Annotated in this window: 19 protein-coding genes; 8 read left to right on the plus strand and 11 right to left on the minus strand. The window is 72.6% G+C overall.

Annotated elements, in window-relative coordinates:
- Positions 1-21: 21 nt before the first annotated feature.
- From ABZ860_RS00475 to ABZ860_RS00510, 8 genes are all read right to left on the minus strand, one after another.
- Positions 22-1,803, minus strand: a complete 1,782-nt coding sequence (locus ABZ860_RS00475) for an ABC transporter ATP-binding protein (protein WP_357212958.1) — start codon at positions 1,801-1,803, stop codon at positions 22-24.
- The gene (locus ABZ860_RS00480) at positions 1,800-2,327 is read right to left on the minus strand and encodes a TlpA disulfide reductase family protein (protein WP_357212960.1); all 528 of its coding nucleotides are present in this window, start codon (positions 2,325-2,327) and stop codon (positions 1,800-1,802) included. Before ABZ860_RS00480 ends, ABZ860_RS00475 begins: the two co-directional genes overlap by 4 nt.
- Positions 2,328-2,354: 27 nt before the next feature.
- The gene (locus tag ABZ860_RS00485) at positions 2,355-2,831 is read right to left on the minus strand and encodes a S26 family signal peptidase (protein ID WP_357212963.1); all 477 of its coding nucleotides are present in this window, start codon (positions 2,829-2,831) and stop codon (positions 2,355-2,357) included.
- Positions 2,832-2,833: 2 nt separating this feature from the next.
- Complete coding sequence (locus ABZ860_RS00490; RefSeq protein ID WP_357212966.1) at positions 2,834-3,391, minus strand: MauE/DoxX family redox-associated membrane protein; 558 nt, start codon at positions 3,389-3,391, stop codon at positions 2,834-2,836.
- 80 nt (positions 3,392-3,471) lie between these two features.
- On the minus strand, positions 3,472-3,630 hold the full coding sequence (locus ABZ860_RS00495) for a hypothetical protein (protein WP_357212969.1): 159 nt from the start codon (positions 3,628-3,630) through the stop codon (positions 3,472-3,474).
- A 279-nt stretch (positions 3,631-3,909) separates the two neighbouring features.
- Positions 3,910-5,466 carry a multicopper oxidase family protein gene (locus ABZ860_RS00500; RefSeq protein WP_357212972.1) on the minus strand — a complete coding sequence of 519 codons (1,557 nt, stop codon included), beginning with the start codon at positions 5,464-5,466 and terminating at the stop codon, positions 3,910-3,912.
- A gap of 11 nt (positions 5,467-5,477) precedes the next feature.
- Complete coding sequence (locus tag ABZ860_RS00505; protein ID WP_357212974.1) at positions 5,478-5,948, minus strand: hypothetical protein; 471 nt, start codon at positions 5,946-5,948, stop codon at positions 5,478-5,480.
- A gap of 167 nt (positions 5,949-6,115) precedes the next feature.
- Positions 6,116-6,553, minus strand: coding sequence for a hypothetical protein (locus ABZ860_RS00510; RefSeq protein ID WP_357212977.1), 438 nt, complete (start codon positions 6,551-6,553; stop codon positions 6,116-6,118).
- Between the two features lie 224 nt (positions 6,554-6,777).
- Here ABZ860_RS00510 and ABZ860_RS00515 point away from each other — a divergent pair, with 224 nt between their 5' ends.
- The 7 genes from ABZ860_RS00515 to serS all read left to right on the plus strand — a co-directional run bounded on the left by ABZ860_RS00515 (position 6,778) and on the right by serS (position 15,535).
- Entirely contained in the window at positions 6,778-7,128 is a 351-nt protein-coding gene (locus ABZ860_RS00515) for an STAS domain-containing protein (protein ID WP_169984010.1), read from the plus strand.
- Positions 7,129-7,132: 4 nt separating this feature from the next.
- Entirely contained in the window at positions 7,133-7,879 is a 747-nt protein-coding gene (locus tag ABZ860_RS00520; RefSeq protein WP_357212980.1) for a glycosyltransferase, read from the plus strand.
- Between the two features lie 83 nt (positions 7,880-7,962).
- Positions 7,963-9,423 (plus strand): polyprenol phosphomannose-dependent alpha 1,6 mannosyltransferase MptB, encoded by a 1,461-nt coding sequence (mptB, locus tag ABZ860_RS00525; protein WP_357212983.1) that lies wholly within the window; start codon positions 7,963-7,965, stop codon positions 9,421-9,423.
- A 2,103-nt stretch (positions 9,424-11,526) separates the two neighbouring features.
- Positions 11,527-12,780 carry a glycosyltransferase 87 family protein gene (locus tag ABZ860_RS00530; RefSeq protein ID WP_357212986.1) on the plus strand — a complete coding sequence of 418 codons (1,254 nt, stop codon included), beginning with the start codon at positions 11,527-11,529 and terminating at the stop codon, positions 12,778-12,780.
- Between the two features lie 22 nt (positions 12,781-12,802).
- Entirely contained in the window at positions 12,803-13,222 is a 420-nt protein-coding gene (locus ABZ860_RS00535) for a DUF4446 family protein (RefSeq protein WP_357212989.1), read from the plus strand.
- Positions 13,223-13,310: 88 nt separating this feature from the next.
- A complete protein-coding gene (pheA, locus tag ABZ860_RS00540; RefSeq protein ID WP_357212991.1) occupies positions 13,311-14,231 on the plus strand; it encodes a prephenate dehydratase in 921 nt (306 codons plus the stop codon).
- A gap of 38 nt (positions 14,232-14,269) precedes the next feature.
- Entirely contained in the window at positions 14,270-15,535 is a 1,266-nt protein-coding gene (gene serS / locus ABZ860_RS00545) for a serine--tRNA ligase (protein ID WP_357212993.1), read from the plus strand.
- A gap of 334 nt (positions 15,536-15,869) precedes the next feature.
- Here the strand turns inward: serS and ABZ860_RS00550 are convergent, their stop codons facing one another.
- A complete protein-coding gene (locus tag ABZ860_RS00550; RefSeq protein WP_030511000.1) occupies positions 15,870-16,073 on the minus strand; it encodes a cold-shock protein in 204 nt (67 codons plus the stop codon).
- 240 nt (positions 16,074-16,313) lie between these two features.
- Here ABZ860_RS00550 and ABZ860_RS00555 point away from each other — a divergent pair, with 240 nt between their 5' ends.
- On the plus strand, positions 16,314-17,111 hold the full coding sequence (locus ABZ860_RS00555) for an HAD family hydrolase (RefSeq protein WP_357212997.1): 798 nt from the start codon (positions 16,314-16,316) through the stop codon (positions 17,109-17,111).
- A gap of 22 nt (positions 17,112-17,133) precedes the next feature.
- Here ABZ860_RS00555 and ABZ860_RS00560 read toward each other — a convergent pair whose 3' ends face one another.
- Both ABZ860_RS00560 and ABZ860_RS00565 read right to left on the minus strand, forming a co-directional pair.
- A complete protein-coding gene (locus tag ABZ860_RS00560; protein ID WP_357213000.1) occupies positions 17,134-17,661 on the minus strand; it encodes a bacterial proteasome activator family protein in 528 nt (175 codons plus the stop codon).
- A 64-nt stretch (positions 17,662-17,725) separates the two neighbouring features.
- Entirely contained in the window at positions 17,726-18,688 is a 963-nt protein-coding gene (locus ABZ860_RS00565) for an NAD(P)H-quinone oxidoreductase (RefSeq protein ID WP_357213003.1), read from the minus strand.
- Positions 18,689-18,778 lie beyond the last annotated feature (90 nt).

An 18,778-nucleotide genomic window follows, 5' to 3' on the forward strand; every position in this document is an offset into this window, starting at 1 on the left:
GGCTGGCTTGAGAACGCGGCGTCAGCCGACCTGGTATCCCTCCGCCTGGATCGCGAACAAGCCCGCGTACAGGCCGCCGAGGCGCATCAGGCCGGCGTGCGAGCCGCGCTCGGCCACCCGTCCCTCGTCCAGGACCACGATCAGGTCGGCCTCCCGGATCGAGCCGAGACGGTGTGAGATGAGCAGGTTGGTCCGCCCTGCCCGGTGCCGCCGCAACCCGCTGTGGATCTCGTGTTCGGCCTCGGCGTCCAGGCCCGAGCTGGGCTCGTCCAGGATCAGCAGGTCGCGTCCGCCCCTGAGGTAGGCGCGCGCCAGCGCGAGACGCTGCCACTGACCGCCGGACAAGTGGACGCCCGCCTCGCCGCCGTCGAGGAAGATCCGCGACAGCAGCGTGTCGTAGCCGCGGGGCAGCGCGCCGACGAAGCCGTCGGCCCCCGCCCGGCCGGCCGCCTCGGTGATCCGCTCCCGGTCGCTCATCGCGTCGAGATCGCCGAGGCCGATGTTCTCGGCCGCGCTCATGTCGTAGGTCATGTAGTCCTGGAACACCGAGCCGATCCGCCGCCGCAGCTGCGCGGGATCGACATCCCTGAGGTCGACGCCGTCCCAGAGGATCGCACCCCGCTCCGGGTCGTACATCCGGCACAGCAGCTTGACCACCGTGCTCTTGCCCGCGCCGTTGCGGCCGACGAGGCCGACCGAGTGTCCGTACGGAATGGTGAACGAGACGCCCCGCAGCGCCCACTCATGCTCGGCCGAGTATCGGAACCAGACGTCGCGGAACTCGATCCCCCGCCGCAGCGCGGGCACCGATCCCGGCTCGGACCGCACGGGGAGGTCCGGCGGGGCCGTCAGCACCGACAGGTAGTGGCCGAAGAGCAGCGCCTGCCGGTGCATCGTCGCGATCTCCCCGACGAGGCCGACGATCGCCCCTTGGACTCCGGCGACGGCGGCGACGAACAGCGCGACGTCCCCCACCGTCCGGCCCCCGCCGAGCGTCTCCAGCAGGGTCCAGAGCAGACCCGCTCCCGCCAGCAGGGCGCTCGTGCCGCTCATGACACTCTGGACGGCGAGTTCCCGGCGGTCCGTGCTGCGGCGCTCGGCGTTGGCCGTCACGCGTTGCTCGCGCATCAGGCCGCGAAGGTGGCCCGCGAGGCCGAACAGCCGGATCTCCTTGGCCGCCTGGACGCTCAGGAGGAGGTCCTGGAAGAAGATTTCACGGCGCTCGTTCGGGCCTATCACGAGCAGCATCGCCGCGCGGCGCCGGGACAGCCAGACCTCGGCCGCGAGGCTCGGCACGGCGATCGCCGCCACCAGGACGGCCATCCACGGGCTGATCAGGGCGAGCGCGCCGAGGAAGCTCACGCCCGCCATCACCGACCTGACGATCCCGAAGGCGGCCATGACCACCATGCCGGGCGTGGCGCCGCCGTACTGCAGGGCGAGCCTGAGCCTGTCGAGGAAGGCGGGTTCCTCGAACCTGGCCAGCCCGACGAACCGCTCGGTGGCGAGGAACAGGCGGTCCTGCGCGATGACCCCGACTCTCCGGCCGATCTCCTCCTTCAGGTACAGGGAGGCCTGGGGGACGACGGCCGCCGCGATCCCGCAGGCGGCCAGGGCCGCGCCCAGCCAGGCGATCGAGGCCGGGGTCGCCGTTCCGTGGGCGACCAGGTCGACCACGACCTTGGTCAGCCAGGCGACGGCCGGTGGGATCACCGCGCCGGCGACGGTCAGCGCGCCGTAGGCGGTCAGTCGCGCCCTGCCCGACTCCCAGGCCAGCCGTATGGCCGCCCAGACCGCCCTCACGCGCCCAGGCCCTCCATGCTGGTGCCGCTCGCGAGGATCGTGCGGGAGGCGTCGACCAGCGCGAAGGCGGGGAACCCGGACACCGACAGCGCCCTCGCGAGGGCGCCGCCGGGGCCTTCGATCACCACGCGGGCGACGGGTTCGAGCGCGGCCCGCTCCGCCGCGACGTCCTCCTCACGGCCGGACAGTACGGCGAGGACCGACGACCTCCCGCCCGCGTGGTTCTTGGCCGCGTTGACGAACGACGGCAGGCGCTCGGCGCAGGCGGAGCAGCTCGGCGAGAACACGCCCACGAGCGTGGTCGTCTCGGAGAAGGTGCCGTCGGAGACGGTCTCCCCGCCCGTGGTCACGGCGGTGAACGGCCCGACGGCCGATCCGGCAGGGGCCATGACCGCCGGCCCGGGCCGCAACGTGGCCAACGCCGCCGAGTGCTCACGGAGCCTTCTGATGATGCCCACGGACAGGACGAGGTCGACGGCGCACAGGACGCCGACGACCGCGACGAAGGCGATGAGGAACGGCATGAGATCTCCCTGCTCGGACCGTGGTTTTCAGCGACTGCCGTCCGGCGGCAACCGCCGCAGGACCACTCCCAGGACCCGGTCGGCGGGCACGAAGCCGCGCTGGCGCGAGTCCAGGCTGGAGCGTGGGTCGTCCCCCAGAACGACCAGATGGCCGGCCGGCACCCGGTCGGCGTGCCGGAGCGCGGGCGCGTCCGCCACCGGTGCGGGCACCGGATCGCCCCCGACCGCCGCCACACGCTTGATGTGCCACATGTGTTCCGGCCTCTGCCGGTGATTGCGGGGCCGCGGCGCCTCCACCACCACGACCTCGCCCACCCGTACGCCGTGCGACGCGACACGCCGCACCAGGACGCGATCTCCCGTGCGGAAGCTCGGCCGCATGCTCGTGCCGGACACCTCCACCACAAGGAAGCGGCGGCGCAGCCAGGTGACCACGGCCAGGGCGCAGAGCGCCACGGCCACGGCAGGAACGAGGATCGGCAGCCCCCGGACCGGACGGGCCACCGCTACCTGCTCTCCCGGGTGAGCCCGAACAGGTCGGCGATCTCCCCCGTCAGCACGACCAGGACCGTGACCAGGAGCGCGGCCAGGGCCGCGACCGCCGCTCCCGCGAGCTCGGCCGGTCCGCGCACGGGGACGAGGAGCGTCAGCGCCAGGCCGGTGAGGGCGATCAGCCCGAGGAGGGCGTTGCGGGCGAGGTCGGCGGGCCCCACCGGCAGCTTCCGGCCGCCGAAGCAGTGACAGGGGACCGCGAGGCCCCTGCGGATCGCATGGTGGATGACCAAGGAGAACGCCCCCAGCGCGGCCAGCGCCACCGTGAATCCCGCGGACGCCGTGACCGGGACGACCAGCAGAACGACGACGGCTCCCTCCGCTGCGGCCACCGCGGCGGCGAGCGTGCGGTGCCGCTGTGTCGCCCGCGTGGTCACCGTACGGCTGGGAAGCAGCCGCGCCGTGGCGTCGGCGAACCGCAGCCAGGACTCCCGGCCGCGCAGCTTCGAGGCGAGCGAGACCAGGAATGTCAGCCCGATGGCCATCCGGCAGGCGAGGAGCACGTAGTTCACGGATTCCCCCTTCGGTGTCGACTCCGCCGCGCACTACCGCGTGCGGACGTCGTCCGCACGCGGCCCGCCGCGGCGGGGTCTCAGCAGGTGCCGACCTGGCCGCAGTAGTAGCCGTAGTTGCCGCCGTAGCAGCACCACTGCTTCTGCATGCACCAGCACGGCACCGCCGCCGACGCCTCGGTCCTCGGCACCAGGCGGGCGAGCAGACGATCGCCCCAGGATTGGAACGTGCGAACCATGGAGACTCCTCCCTTCGCGGGCTGATCATCCGACCAGCCGCCCTCACGTTCTCATCGGGGCGACGGAGATCAACCGATGAGAGGCCGGGATTCGGTCCGGTGGCCCTCGCAGTCAAGGATTTCGGCGCGGTGACGTGCGGGGTCGCCGTCCGGACCGGGACCCGATCCGGCATGGGCGAAATGGCCTGTCATGAAAGGTTCACGGCCGGGGGCGGAGCGTTCCATTGACGAGAGCGGGTCGTGGTCCGGCCTCCGCGAGGTCCTCGCCTCGGCCGGGAGTCACTCCGGTTCGTTTCCGGCCGTCCCGCCCACGGTGAAGGGTGTGGTGACCCCCTCGTACATGAGGTGCGCGACGAGACCCTCCGTGGCGTGCGGCAGGTTGTGGCAGTGGTCCATCCAGATGCCGGGATTGTCGGCGACGAAGGCGATGTCGTACGACTCGCCGCTGCCGACTTCGAGGGAGTCCACCCACCAGGGGCTCCCCGTCGCCCGCACGCCGCCGCGGCTCAGCACCACGGCGTGGTGGCCGTGCAGGTGCATCGGGTGTGGCTCGCCGCTGTCGTTGACGATGCGCACCCGCACCACGTCGCCCTCGGCGACGACGAACATCGGCACGTCGGGGAACATGTGGCCGTTGATCGTCCACCAGATGCCCGGACGTCCGTCCAGGAAGCCGGGGCGGCGTCCGATCTCGTAGTCGAACCGCCGGTCGGGCCGGTCCGGGTCGAACCCGAGCGGCGCCGGCGTGCCGTAGGACAGCAGGTCCAGCGATTTCGCGGGCCGGGAGACGACGGGCACGTCGTACGACCGCGAACCGAGCACGATGCCGGCCGGGCCGCCGACGTGCACCCGTACAGGCGAGCCGTCCTCGGGCATGGTCACCTCGACGTCGGCGCGGCCTCCCGCCGTGACCATCACGGCGGTGTCCCGTAGGGGAGCGGGCTCGTGCAGGTCGGTGCCGTCGACGGCGGCGAGCCGGAACGGGGCGCCGCCGACCCATACGGGCGTCTGGCCGTTCTCCGTATTGATCACTCGGACGCGCACCCGCTCGCCGGGGCGCGCCTCGGCGCGGACGTCTCCCTCACGCCCGTTGATCGTGCGGGCCCCGTCGTAGAGGTGCAGCAGCGCCACGACGTCGGCCGTGCCCGCGGGCGGTCGCGCCGCCGGGGCCACCACCAGGGCGCCCAGTAGACCGCGGCGCACCTGCTCGTGGGACACCTGGTGCGAGTGGTACCAGAAGGTGCCGGCCTGGCCGGCGACGAACCGGTAGGTGAACGACCGGCCCACGCCGACCGCGTCCTGCGTGACGCCGGCGACCCCGTCCGCGGCGTTGGGCACGTCGACGCCGTGCCAGTGCAGGGTGATGCCGTCCGGCACCGACTCGTTGACCAGGCGGACCTGCACCAGCTGCCCGACGGTCGCGTGGATGACCGGGCCGGGCGAGGTGCCGTTCAGCGTGTACCCGTCCACCGAGCGGCCGGTGGCCAGCCGGAACCGCTGCTTGCGCGCGACCAGGGTGATCGCGACGTCGGCCGCGCGGTCCGGGTCGGCCGTCAGCGAGGTCAGGCTGCGCGCCGACGCCGTGTGCTCCGAGTGGCCGGCGTGCTCGGAGTGGCCGGCGTGCCCGGAGTGCGTGTGCTCCGCGTGCGCGGAGGTGCCGGCGGCCACGTGGGTCAGGGCGCCGCCGTAGTCCGCGTACCCCATGTCCATCACGGAGTACGCCCCGGGCATGAGGCTGTCCTGCCACATCCAGGCCAACGGGCCGAGCAGGGCGATGGTCGCAGCGCCCGCCAGCGCGAGGCGGAGGCGGGCGCCGCGACGACGAGTCCCGTCCATGCGAGATGTCGTCAGACGACGGTCTCGGCGCGGGCGTGGGGCTGGGCGGTCGCGATCGCCGCGGCGCCGCGGCCGCGAAGCGCGGCGTGGACGGCCGCACTGAACAGCAGCAGCGCGTTGAGGCCGTGCAGGGCGCCCAGGGCGGGGATCTCGTGGCCGAGGAGGCCCAGGGAGACCTGGACGGCGACGAGCAGGACCACGAGGGCGGCCCCCTTGACCGCTCCGGGGACCTTCGCGAAGAACGAGGAGATCAGCAGGAGCAGGGCGATCACGGGGATGACCATCATCCCGTTGATGCCGTGGACCACGAAGGCGAAGAACTCGGGGAACTCCATCCCTCCGCTCTCCGCGCTCGCCTTGTCGACCACGCCGCCCTGCTCGACGTACTTGAACAGCCCGGCGTCGCCGAGCACGACCATCATCGCCTGCACGGCGACCTCGGCCGCGACGAGTGAGGCCAGGACCTTGTAGACCAGTTTCATGACGCTCTTCCCCTCCTGTGTCGGCCGGCGCACGTCTGCGCGCGCCGGCCCTTACACAGAGGAAGGTAGGTACGCCTCCATGGAGAACACTTAATGATGACTTGTAACTCTCGGCGTCGCCGGCCTTCGGCCGGAAGCCCGGCTCGGAGCGGCTCCGGCGGCCCGGGTCACAGGTCGCGCTGGTGCTCCAGTTGGCCGCGCCAGGAGGGGACGTCGGGGGCGGCCTCCCGCTGGCGCGGGGTGAACGCCTCCGCCATGGCCCGGAACGTGGGGCACGGCCAGCGCCACATGCAGCTCCGGCACCGCAGGATCGGGTTGGCCGGGTCGCTCGAGATGCCGCCCGCGTCCCTGGGCTGGTGCAGATCGAGCAGCCGGATGCCGAGCTCGGAGAAGCTCAGCAGCTCCTCGCGTGCCTCGGCGAGGAAGTCGAGGTCCTCGGCCGCCAGCCGGGCGCTGACCGGGACGTACCCCTCGCGGTTGACCAGGCCGCGCAGCGGCTCGGCCGCGTCGCGCCACGACGAGGCCTTCTCGGTGCGCACCTGCATGGTCTCCAGGTGCTCGCGCAGCACGCGCCGCTGTGGATCCTCGGGTATCTCACTGTTCATCTGCTCTCGGGCCCGCTGTGCTCGGCGCCCGCCCTCCTTTGCGAAGTGACGACCAAGACGCGGAGGTTCCGGGCCCTCCATCCGGCGACGCCGGTGTCGCATAGCGTCAAGCTTCGCGCACTCCGCGTTTACATGGGGCGTGAATCGGGGACAAAGGGCGGACGACTCTTCGACGAATCCGATGGAGCGTGACCCGGGGCCGGGACGACGCTAGTGTGCGCCTCGTGGAGCTCAAAGTCGCGACGCAATCCCACGCCGGTCAGGCCGTCATGGCCGTCTTCGGCGAAATCGACCTATATACCGCGCCCCGGCTGCAGGGGGAGTTCACCCGCCTGCTGGAGACCGGGCCCGACCGCGTGGTCATCGACATGTCCGGAGTGGAGTTCTGCGACTCCACCGGCATGAACGTGCTGCTGTCGGCGCTCAAGCGGCTGCGCGAGCGGGGCGGCACGCTGGAGGTGGCGGCGCCGAGACCGGCGGTACGCAAGATTCTGCAGGTCACCGGCCTTGACTCGGTGTTCACCGTGCACGACACGGTGCCCGCCGACCTGCTCACGGCCGAGCATCAGGGTTAGGCGCATGGGGGAGATGGCAGTGCCCGAGCCGGACACCGCGGTGGTGATCCCGGCGAAGGACGAGGCCGACCGGATCGGCGCCACCGTGACCGCCGCCCTGAAGCTGCCCGGCGTGGATCTCGTGGTCGTGGTCGACGACGGCTCGTCCGACGAGACCGGCCGGGTGGCCAGGGCGGCGGGCGCCCGGGTCGTACGGCACAGCCGCAACCGGGGCAAGGCGGCGGCGATGGAGAGCGGCGCCGAGGCCGTGCGCCTCCTCGACGAGGACCATCCCCGGCACCTGCTGTTCCTCGACGCCGATCTGGGCGAGACGGCGGCGGCGGCACTCCCGCTGATCGCGCCGGTGCGCGCGGGCGAGGCCGACCTGACCATCGCGAGGTTCGCGACCAGGGTCAAGCTCGGCGGGCACGGCATCGTCGTACGGCTGGCCCGCGACGGCATCAAGCGGCTCACCGGCTGGGAGGCGACCCAGCCGCTCAACGGGCAGCGGTGCCTCACCCGAGCGGCGTTCGAGGCGGCCCGGCCGCTCGCCCACGGCTTCGGCGTCGAGACCGGCATGACCGTCGACCTGCTCAGGAAGGGCTTCCGGGTGGTCGAGGTCGAGGTCGAGATGGCGCACCGGGCGACCGGCACCGACTGGCGCTCCCAGTTGCACAGGGCCAAGCAGCTCCGCGACGTCGGCCTGGCCCTCGCCGCCCGCGAACCCGCCGTGGACCAGGCGCGCGCCGCCCTCCGCCCGCCGCGCCGCTGAGCCGCGCTGTCGGGCCGCGCCGTTAAGCCGGGCCACCCGGTTGCTTCGCCCATGCCGGTCGGCCGGTGTGGTGGAATTCTCGGGTGGATTCGCGGGGGCGCGCACGGATCGCCGCCCGGCTGGCCCCGGCCGCCGGCGGCCTGTCGATCGTCCTCACGATCACGATCGGCGTCCTCGGGCCGTCGGCGATGGTGCCCGGGTTGCCCGGGCGGTCGTGGCAGCCCCCCTACTCGCTCCATCTCGCGCCCGACGGCCATCTCGTCGTCGCGCTGGCCGCCGCGGCGCTCGTCCTCGGCACGGTCGGCCTGGCCGCCGGCCTCGCGTACGCCGACCGGATGCCGCGGGCGCGCACGCTGGTCGTCGCCGGGTGCGCCGCCGCCGCGGTCCTCGCGTTCCTGCCGCCCTCCGGGTCGGCCGACCACCTCAACTACGCGGCGTACGGCCGGATGGCGGCCCTCGGCCACGACCCGTACGCGACCGTGCCCGCCGACCTTCCCGCCGATCCCGTCATCGGCCGGGTGGAGGAGTGGACCAGGACGCCCAGCGTGTACGGCCCGGTCGCGACGGCCGTGCAGGCGCTGGCGAGCCACGTCGGGGGTGATTCTGTCCGCCTGACGGTCTTCGCGATGGCCCTGGTCAACGCCGCCGCCTTCGTCGCCGCCGGCCTGCTGCTCCACCGCGCCACCGCGGGCGATCCCCTACGGCAGCGCCGCGCGGCCCTGCTGTGGACGGCGAACCCGCTGATCATCTACGAGCTCGTGGCCGGGATGCACCTCGACACCGTGGCGATCGCGTTCGTCGTGGCGGGGCTGGTCGCCCGCCGGGGCGTGCCGCTCGGCCTGGGCGTCGCGGTCAAGGCCACCGTGGGCCTGGTGGCGCTGGGCACGGCGTGGGAGCTGCGCCGCAGCCCCCGGCGGCTCGCCCTGGTCGCCGGGTCGGCGGCGCTGACCGTGCTCGTGGCCTACCTGCTCGCCGGGCCCCACTCGCTCGACCAGTTGCTCGACGCCAGCAAGTCGGTCTCGCTGGCCACGCCGTGGGCGCTGGGGAAAAAGGCCCTGCAGACGGTGTTCGGATCCGGGGCCTACCACGCGTGGATCCAGGCCGGGTCGCTGCTCCTGCTGGCCGTGCTCGCCGCCCTCCTCCTGCGCGGCCGTCCCGCCGCCGGCCGCGAGGGACCGGTGGTCGCCCTGGCCGTCGCCGTGGCCTGGCTGTTCGCCACGCCGTACGCGCTGCCCTGGTATGACGGGCTGGGGTTCGCGCTGCTGGCCCTGGTCGCCTGGCCGGGCCTGGAGGCGTTCCTGGTCGCCCGGCTCGCCGTGCTCTCACTCGCCTACCTGCCCGCTCGCCAGGCGGACCAGCCGGACGACCTGGGCTGGCTCGTCGACGTGGTCAGGGGCTGGGTGGCGCCGTCGCTCCTGCTGGCGCTGACGATCGCGCTGCTGTGGTGGGCGGCGCGGTCTGGAGCGCGCGTACGGACGCCGCCAGCGCCAGCGGCACCGCGACCGTCAGGGCCATCGCCGGGATCGCGATCCCCGAGTCGTTGATCAGGAACCCGGCGAACGCCGCGGTCAGCGCGCCGAACAGCCCGGCCCGCAGCTGCGGCGCCCGTTCGTAGGCCAGGCTCAGCGCGGGCGCGCCCCACCGGGACGGCCGGGCCAGCACGAGGAACAGGAACGCCAGCGCGACCAGCGACAGCAGCGTCAGCGGCAGGTTGCCCAGCGTGTGGAGCATCGCGCCGAGCTTGCGCCCGACGACCGAGCCGCCCTCGCCGCCGACGACCTGCTGGACGAACGCCCCGAGGTGGGTGCGCCGGTCGGCGGGGCGCAGCCAGTCGGCCACCGCGATCAGTGAGATGAGCACGACCCCCGCCACGGCGATCAGCCCGAGCCGGAGGACCGACACCCGCCTGCCCGCGACCATCAGCACGCACACCGCCACGCCGAGGACGAACGACGGCACCCCGCCGAAGTCCGCGCCCCACGTCGGCCAGCCGTCCCCGGCGATCGCGAGCAGGCCGTACGCCCCGCAGACGGCCACGGCGAGCCTCGGCCGGCGGCGCAGCGCGCAGACGACGGCCGCCAGGAGCAGGATCGTGCCCGTCGAGTAGACGGCGAAGGCCATGTTGCCGAAGCCGTAGAACCTGCCGCCGGTCACGGGCTCGTAGCCGGCCACCGCGTTCACCTGCAGCCGCGAGCCCGTCACCACGTCGGCGAGGAGCGCGAGCGAGCTGATCCCGGCGACCACGGCGGGCGGCCCCAGCACGTGGCGGCGCCACGGCCCGGCGTACCCGAGCCCGGCCACCAGGAGGGCGAAGCCCAGGATCGTGCCGAGCAGGGCGGGCATCGGATGCGCGAACGCCCACCACGGCACGAGCTGCGCCAGGAAGATCGACACCGGGAGCGCGCCGCTGACCGTCGCGACGACCCGGGTGGTCGTCAGCATCCGCCGGTGACGCCTGATCACGAGCGCGGCCAGGCCGTAGAAGAGCAGTTGCGCGGCGACCAGCGTGATGAAGAACGGCTCCCTGACCTGTCTGAGCACCTGGCTCGCCAGGTCGGCGTCAGCCAGCGCGGAGGCCGCCTCGGCCACCCGCGGCGCCGCGCCGCCGCCCGACCACGCCCTGCCGACCGCGCCCTCGGGAGTGGGGAGGCCGAGCAGGTGGGTGACCGTCGTCGTGACGTCGGTGATCGTGACCAGCGCCCGCTGCCGGGTCGAGGCGGCGGTCAGCCACCCGTGCCCGTACGGCCCGCCGACGGCGATCGCGACGTGCAGGTGGGCGATGGAGCCCTCGCCGCGGCCGGGGGAGTCCGACAGCCCCGCCACGAGCACGGTCGAACCGGCGGGCACCTTGGCGAGCACCTCGGCGACGGTCCTGTCGGCCGCGCTCACGGCCGCCGGACGCGCCTGCCCGCGTCCGTCGGCGGCCGGGTCGTCGGCCTGGGCCCCGGTGATCTCCCCGGCCTCGGCGACCACGAGGGCGTACGGCGTGAGGTCGGGCAGCGCGGCGGGGGTCGCGGCGTAGGTCGCGACCCTGCCGGACCGGTCGGCGGCGGCCAGGGCGGCCCCCGGGCCGATGGCCGCGATCTTCCCCCCGGCGGCGGTCACGGCGTCGGCGAGGAGCCCGAGCCGGGCCTTGAAGGGGCCGGACTGCTGCACGGCGACCAGTTCGGACCAGTTCGGGATCGTCGCCGTGCCGCCGGCGGCGGTGACGGGCCGGGGAAGGGGCCCGCAGCCGGTGCCGGGCGCTCCCGCCCGCTGGCCCGCCGAGACCGTCAGCCAGCCGGCGGCCGGACAGGTCACCGGCAGGCCCTCGGGAGGGACCGTCCGCGTGGACAGCGACGCGCTGGAGCCGTGGGCGGCCAGCCCCCACAGCGCGGGGGTCCGCCGCGGGTCGAGGTCGTCCCAGCGGAGGCCGGGCACCCCGATCACCACGACCCGGCCCGTCACCGCGGCGGCCTGTGGTGCGGCCGACGCGGGAGCGGCGGGCAGGACGAGGGCCGCCACGACGAGCACCAGGATCGACGCGAGGAACCTCGCCGCGACTCGGGCCGCCGGGACCGGAGCCGGGGCTGATCCAGGTGGCACGGCGGCGCGCTCCCCCATGATCGATAACGGTGCGGACACGGTCCACGGTAGCCTGCCTGGTCATGACGACTGGCCGGATCGCCGGGGCCCGCCGGCCCGCCTGGGCGTGGGCGCTCGCCCTGGTGGCGCTGGCCGCCGCGGCGTCGCCGCTGATCGCCTACTGGCTGACCAACCCCGAGGACCAGCGTCTGGTGGACCTGGACGTCTACCGTACGGGCGGCTGGGCGCTGCTGCGGGGTCTGCCCGTCTACGACGTGATCACGCCGGCTCCCCAGCTCCTGCCGTTCACCTATCCGCCGGTGGCCGCGATGCTGGCGGTGCCGCTCGCCATGATGTCGTGGCCGGTCGCGCAGTGGGTGTGGACGGTCGCCCTCGTCGCCGTCCTCGCCGTGTCGGTCCGGCACGCCTTCCGGGCCTTCCTGGACGGCGCGCGCGGCGCCCTGGCCGCGCCGCTGCTGTTCGCCGTGCTGTGCGCCGCGTGCACCTATCTCATGCCGGTCAGAGACCAGTTCAGGTTCGGCCAGGTGGACCTGTTCCTCCTGGCGTTGTGCCTGCTCGACTGCGTGGCGCGCCGGCCGTGGTGGCCGCGCGGCATGCTGATCGGCCTCGCCACGGCGGTGAAGCTCACCCCCGGCGTGTTCCTCGTCTACCTGGCGATCACCGCCTTTCCCGCCCGGGAGGGAGACGAGGGACAGCGCCGCGCCCTGTTCATGGCGGTGTTCACGGCGGCCCTGCTCACGCTGCTGCCGTTCCTGGTGATCTTCGATGACGCCCGGGACTTCTGGTTCGGGGCGCTGCTCGACTCCGAGCGGCTGGGCGCGAACGCCGCCACCACCAACCAGTCGCTGCGCGGCATGCTGCTCAGGCTCTACCTGCCCGGCTGGCTGACCACGGTGCTCTGGCTCGCCGCCGTCGCCGGGATCGGCTGGTACGGCTTCCGCCGCGCCCGGCGCGCGTACCTGGACGGCGACGTGACGACCGCGGTGGCGCTCACCGGGCTCATGGCGGTGCTGCTGTCGCCGGTCGCCTGGATCCACCACATCGCCTGGGTCGTGGTCGTGCTCGCGGCCCTCGCGGGATCCGGCCGCGACCCGGCCCGGCTGCTGGTCGCGGCGGGCGTGTGGCTCTACTACGTGCTGCCCATCCCGTGGTGGGGAGTGACGCTCAAGGCGCTGGAGATCCCCGTGCTCAGCCCGGTCGCGGGAAAGATCGTGCAGAACGCGTTCGGGCTCGGCGCGATCGGCCTGGTCTGGCTCCTCGGCGCCTGGCTGCCCCGGCGGCGGGCCGCTGTCGCCGTTCCCGCTGCGTCCACTTGACCAATTCATTACGCTCGGTGTCGTGCTGGTTACCGTTGTGGAGTTGGCCGGTGTCCTCGCGGGAGCGACCGGCGTGGCCGTCGGCCTGATCGCGCTGCGCGCCGCCCGCCGTTCCGTGCGGGTGTGCCTGGACGCCCTGGACCGGCGGGCCGCCGTCGAGGGCCCGGTGGACAGCAGGGCGATCCGCGACGTGGCGCTGTACCGGTACGACGCGCTCGACGAGATGACCGGCAGGCTGTCGTTCTCGCTCGCGCTCATCAACGGCTTCGGCGACGGCGTCGTGCTGACGTCGATCAACGGACGCACCGAGACCCGCACGTACGCCCGTGCCGTACGCGGGGGGAAGGGGCTGCAGCCGCTGTCGCCGGAGGAGGAGCACGCGGTGCGGGCGGCCAGGCTCGGCATCGGGCCGGAGGTCGAGCCGCAACGCCTCCCCCGCTGAGCCGGGCGGAGGTCCACGGGCGAGAGCCGGCCGGCGCAGGAGTGTCTCCGCATGCCCGCCACACCTACCTGCGGATACCCTTGAGGACATGTCGAAGCTCGCGTACCTGGGGCCTCAGGGCACCTTCTGTGAGGCGGCCCTGCGGCTCCTGGCGCCGGATGCCGAGCGCCTGCCCTGCGCCAACGTCGGAGCCGCGCTCGACGCCGCCCGCGACGGCGAGGCGGACGGCGCGGTGGTCCCGCTGGAGAACTCGGTGGAGGGGGCGATCACGCAGACCCTCGACGAGCTGGCCGGGGGGAGGCCCCTCCACATCACGGGCGAGTGGCTGCTTCCGGTCGAGTTCTCCCTGCTGGTGCGGCCCGGCACCGAGCTGGCCCAGATCAAGCGGGTCATCACCCACCCGGCGGCGCACACCCAGTGCCGTGGGTTCGTCGAGCGCGAGATGCCCGGCGCCGTGGTGATCGCGGCCTCGTCGACGGCCGCCGCCGCGCAGGAGGTCGCCTCTCCCGGGTCTCCGTACGACGCGGCGATCAGCCCGGCCATCGCCGGGGAGTACTACGGGCTCGACGAGATCGCCTCGGACATCGGCGACCGCTCCGACACCGTCACCCGGTTCATCAAGGTGAACCGCCCCGGGCGGCTGCCCGAGCCCACCGGCGCCGACCGCACCTCGCTCGTGGCCTTCCTGCGCGACGACCACCCGGGCGCCCTGCTGGAGATGCTGAGCGAGTTCGCGGTGCGCGGGGTCAACCTGACCCGCATCGAGTCACGTCCCACCGGCGACGGCATCGGCCGCTACTTCTTCCACTTCGACTTCGAGGGGCACATCGCCGACGCCCGGGTCGGGGAGGCCGTCACCGGTCTCCACCGGCTCTGCGACGACCTGCGTTTCCTCGGCAGCTATCCGCGGGCCGACCGGGTTCCGACGCAGATCAAGGAGGGTACGACCGACGCGGACTTCGCCGAGGCCGCCGAATGGCTCGGAAAGATCCGCGCCGGTCTCGCTTGACGGGCGGGAGCCGCACCGGCTCCGGTAGCCTTTGAGCCGTGATTGACCTGCGAACCCTTCGTGAGGACCCTGACCGGCTCCGGGCGTCGCAGCGCGTCCGCGGCGAGGATGACTCGGTCGTGGAGACCCTGCTGTCGCTCGACGAGCGCCGCCGTGCCGCGCTCAACGCCTTCGAGTCGCTGCGCGCCGAGCAGAAGAGCATCGGCAAGTCGGTGTCCCGCGCGTCCGGAGACGAGCGCCAGGCGCTGCTCGACCGCGCGAAGGAACTGGCCGCGCAGGTGAAGTCGGCCGAGACCGAGGCCGCCGCGCTGGCGAGTGAGCTCGACGAGCTGCTCATGACCGTGCCGAACATCGTCGAGGAGGGCGCGCCCTCCGGCGGCGAGGACGACTACGTGGTGCTGGAGGAGGTCGGCGAGAAGCCGGTCTTCGACTTCGAGCCGCGCGACCACGTCGAGCTGGGCGAGCTGCTCGGCGCGATCGACACCGAGCGCGGGGCCAAGGTGTCCGGCGCCCGGTTCTTCTTCCTCAAGGGCGTCGGTGCGCGCCTCCAGCTCGGGCTGCTGAACATGGCGATCCAGCAGGCCGTCGAGGCCGGCTTCACGCCGATGATCACGCCCGTGCTGGTCAAGCCCGAGGCGATGGCCGGCACCGGCTTCCTCGGCGCCCACGCGAGCGAGGTCTACCGGCTGGAGGCCGACGACCTCTATCTGGTCGGCACCAGCGAGGTGCCGCTGGCCGCCTACCACTCCGACGAGATCCTCGACCGGGCGTCGCTGCCGATGCGGTACGCCGGCTGGTCGTCCTGCTTCCGCCGCGAGGCCGGGTCGTACGGCAAGGACACCCGGGGCATCATCCGCGTCCACCAGTTCGACAAGGTGGAGATGTTCTCCTACTGCCGTCCGGAGGACGCGCACGAGGAGCACCTGCGGCTCCTCGCGTGGGAGAAGGAGATGCTGGAGAAGGTCGAGATCCCTTACCGCGTGATCGACGTGGCGGGCGGCGACCTCGGCTCGTCGGCGGCCCGCAAGTACGACTGCGAGGGCTGGGTGCCCACGCAGGGCCGCTACCGCGAGCTCACCTCGACCTCCAACTGCACCGACTTCCAGGCCCGTCGCCTGAAGGTGCGCTACCGGGACGAGGACGGCAAGCCCCATCACGTGGCCACCCTCAACGGCACGCTCGCGACCACCCGCTGGATCGTGGCGATCCTGGAGAACCACCAGCAGGCCGACGGCTCGGTGGTCGTCCCCAAGGCGCTGCGGCCGTACGTGGGGCTCGACGTCCTGGAGCCGCTGTCCCGGTAGACCCGCGGCCCTGATCGAGGACCTCCGGCGTGGTGCCGCCCACCACGTCCGGAGGTCTTCGTGTCTCACGGGGCGGTCAGCGGGCGGGTTCCCTCGGCGGCGAATGCCTCGGTTGTCGGACAGAAGTGCAATCTGCACCTTTGACGGCAGGGCGTCAGATGTGATGTAAATCTCTCGGTTCGGACGGCATCCGAGTGCGGAGAAGGGCTCCGCGCATGAAACTTTCATACGCGGAGGCTCGCCGCGGGTCCGCTCCCCGCGCCCGCGGCCGTACACCCCCGGGCATGCAAAAGGCGGGGCTCGCCACAGCGAACCCCGCCTTCGTCAAGTCAGGTCAGATGCCCCGGACGTTCGACGCCTGCGGACCCTTCGGACCGGCGATGACCTCGAACTCGACCCGCTGGCCGTCCTCGAGGTTGCGGTAGCCGCTGCCCGTGATGGCGGAGAAGTGCACGAACACGTCGGGCTCGCCGCCGTCCGGTGCGATGAAGCCGAAGCCCTTCTCAGCGTTGAACCACTTGACGGTTCCCTGAGCCATTACTGCTCTCCCTAAGGAAGTGAATCTTGGGGACCACACCTCGTGGACCCCGGGTGTGTCGCACAGCTCCCCGGGTGGCTCATACAGTCAAACTGGTTTTCGCTACGGGAACAGCTAATACAACGCCTTCACATCTAACACTATGTAGCCCGTTGGTGTTCCACGTCCGGGGGAGATTTCTCGCCCCGGGTGTGGCCGATGGCATGGCACGGCACGTCTCGGTGCACACTGGAACCTGTCATGACCTGCCCCCGCCTCGTCGCCACGGACCTCGACGGCACCGCCCTGCGCACCGACGGAACGGTCTCTCCGCGTACCGCCGCCGCCTTCGCCCGGGTGGAGGAGTCCGGCGGCACCCTCGTCTTCGTGACCGGGCGGCCGCCCCGGTGGATGCACACCGTCGCGGGAGCCGTACGGCACCGCGGGCTCGCGATCTGCGCCAACGGCGCGCTCGTGTACGACCTGCACACCGAGGAGATCGTCGAGTCGCATCTGATCGCCCCCGACGTGCTCGAAGAGTGCGTCGCCCGGCTGCGGCGGCATGTGCCCGATCTCGCGTTCTCCGTCGAGTACGAGGGCGGCTTCGCGCACGAGTCCGACTACGCCCTGGGGCGCTGGGACGCCCGGGAGCTGTCCTATGGGCAGATGGTGGCCATCGCGGCGCTGACGTCCCGGCCGTGCGCCAAGCTGCTCGCGCAGCACCCCTCGATGGACCCCGACGAGTTGCACCGCGGCGTGCTGGAGATCGTTGGCGACCTCGTGACCCCGACCCACTCCAGCGGGCGGGCGCTGATCGAGATGAGCGCTTACGGCGTGACGAAGGCCACGGCGCTGGCCACGCTGGCCGAGGAGCGGGGGATCAAGCCCGCAGAGGTGGTCGCCTTCGGCGACATGCCGAACGACCTGCCGATGCTGACCTGGGCCGGCACGTCGTACGCGGTGGCGAACGCCCACCCCGACGTGCTGGCCGCCGTCGATCACGTGACGGCGGCCAACAACGACGACGGTGTGGCGGTCGTGCTGGAGACTCTGTTCTGAGTCGGCGAGTACTGCGGGGGCGTCAGAGGTAGGGCCCGCCCGCGCGGTGGCCCTGGTCGTCCTGCGCGGCCTGGCTCATGCCGCCGGGGAGTGCGCGGCGCATCTGCTCCAGCTGCGCCCGGGCGGCCATCTGCTGGGCGAACAGCGTGGTCTGGATGCCGTGGAACAGGCCCTCCAGCCAGCCGACGAGCTGGGCGTGCGCGACTCTCAGCTCCGCGTCGCTCGGGGGTGTCTCGCTCTCGTCGCTGAACGGCAGGGACAGCCGTTCCAGCTCCTCCACGAGTTCGGGGGCCAGGCCCTCCTCGAGCTCCTTGATGGAGCTCTGGTGGATGTCCTTGAGCCGCTTGCGGCTGGCGTCGTCGAGGGGAGCCGCCCGCACCTCCTCCAACAGCTGACGGATCATGCTGCCGATCCGCATCACCTTGGCGGGCTGCTCCACCAGGTCGGCGACGGACCGCTCCTCGTGCTCGCCCTTACCGTTGCCGCCGGAGACCGAAAGGCCCTGCGGCCCCACGACCACGATCTGCGGCGTGCTCTCGTCTGCGTTCATCGATCGCTTACCACTCCTGATTGGCTTCGCTGGTGCACACCGTGCTCACCCGATCCAACCTAACTCACCTGACCAGCAGGAGCTTTCCGATGTGCTCACCCTCTTCGAGCATCCGGTGGGCGCGGGCGGCCTGGTCGAGGGGGATCCGGTCGTGCACCACGGGCCGTACGGCTCCGGCGGTGACGAGCGGCCAGACGTTGTCCACCACGCCCCGGCAGATCACGCCCTTGTCGTCGACCGGGCGGTTGCGCAGCCCGGTCGCGTGGATCGCCGCCCGCTTGGCCAGCAGTGTGCCGAGGTCGAGCTCGCCCTTCGCGCCGCCCTGCATCCCGATGACGACCAGGCGGCCGCCGGCGGCGAGGGCGCGCAGGTTCCCGGGCAGATACTTCGCGCCGATGATGTCGAGGATGACGTCGGCCCGGCCCTCGAACCGCTCGGCGAAGTCCTCATCGCGGTAGTTCACGCCCTCGTCCGCGCCGAGCTCGCGGCAGCGCGCGAGCTTGTCCGCGGATCCGGCCGTCACGAGCACGCGGGAGCCGAACGCCTTGGCGAGCTGGACGGCCATGGTGCCGATGCCGCTCGCACCCCCGTGCACGAGCAGGGTCTCGCCCTTGCGCAGGCGGGCGGTCATGAAGACGTTCGACCACACCGTGCAGGCGACCTCGGGGAGACCGGCGGCCTCGTCCAGCGCGATTCCCTCCGGCACCGGCATCACCTGCTGCCAGGGGACCGCCACCCGTTCGGCGTACCCGCCGCCGGCCAGCAGGGCGCAGACCCGGTCGCCCGGCGCGAGACGCGGGACGTTCTCGCCGACTTCGACGATCGTCCCGGAGCACTCGAGCCCGGGGATCTCGGAGGCTCCGGGCGGCGGCGGGTAGAAGCCGCGGCGCTGGAGCAGGTCCGCTCGATTGACGGCCGAGGCGGCGACCTCGATGACGACCTCACCTGCGCCGGGACGCGGGTCGGGCACTTCCTGCCAGGCCAAAACCTCAGGTCCGCCGGGTTCGGAAATCACGATCGCACGCATGTGACCTAAAGTAGCGTGGCGGAGAACTCGGCGGTTGCCCGCATTCACCGTATTACGTGGCGCTAATCTGCAATGTGTTTGCTACCCCAT

It is taken from the genome of Microbispora sp. NPDC046973, assembly GCF_040644495.1.
Lineage (GTDB): Bacteria > Actinomycetota > Actinomycetes > Streptosporangiales > Streptosporangiaceae > Microbispora.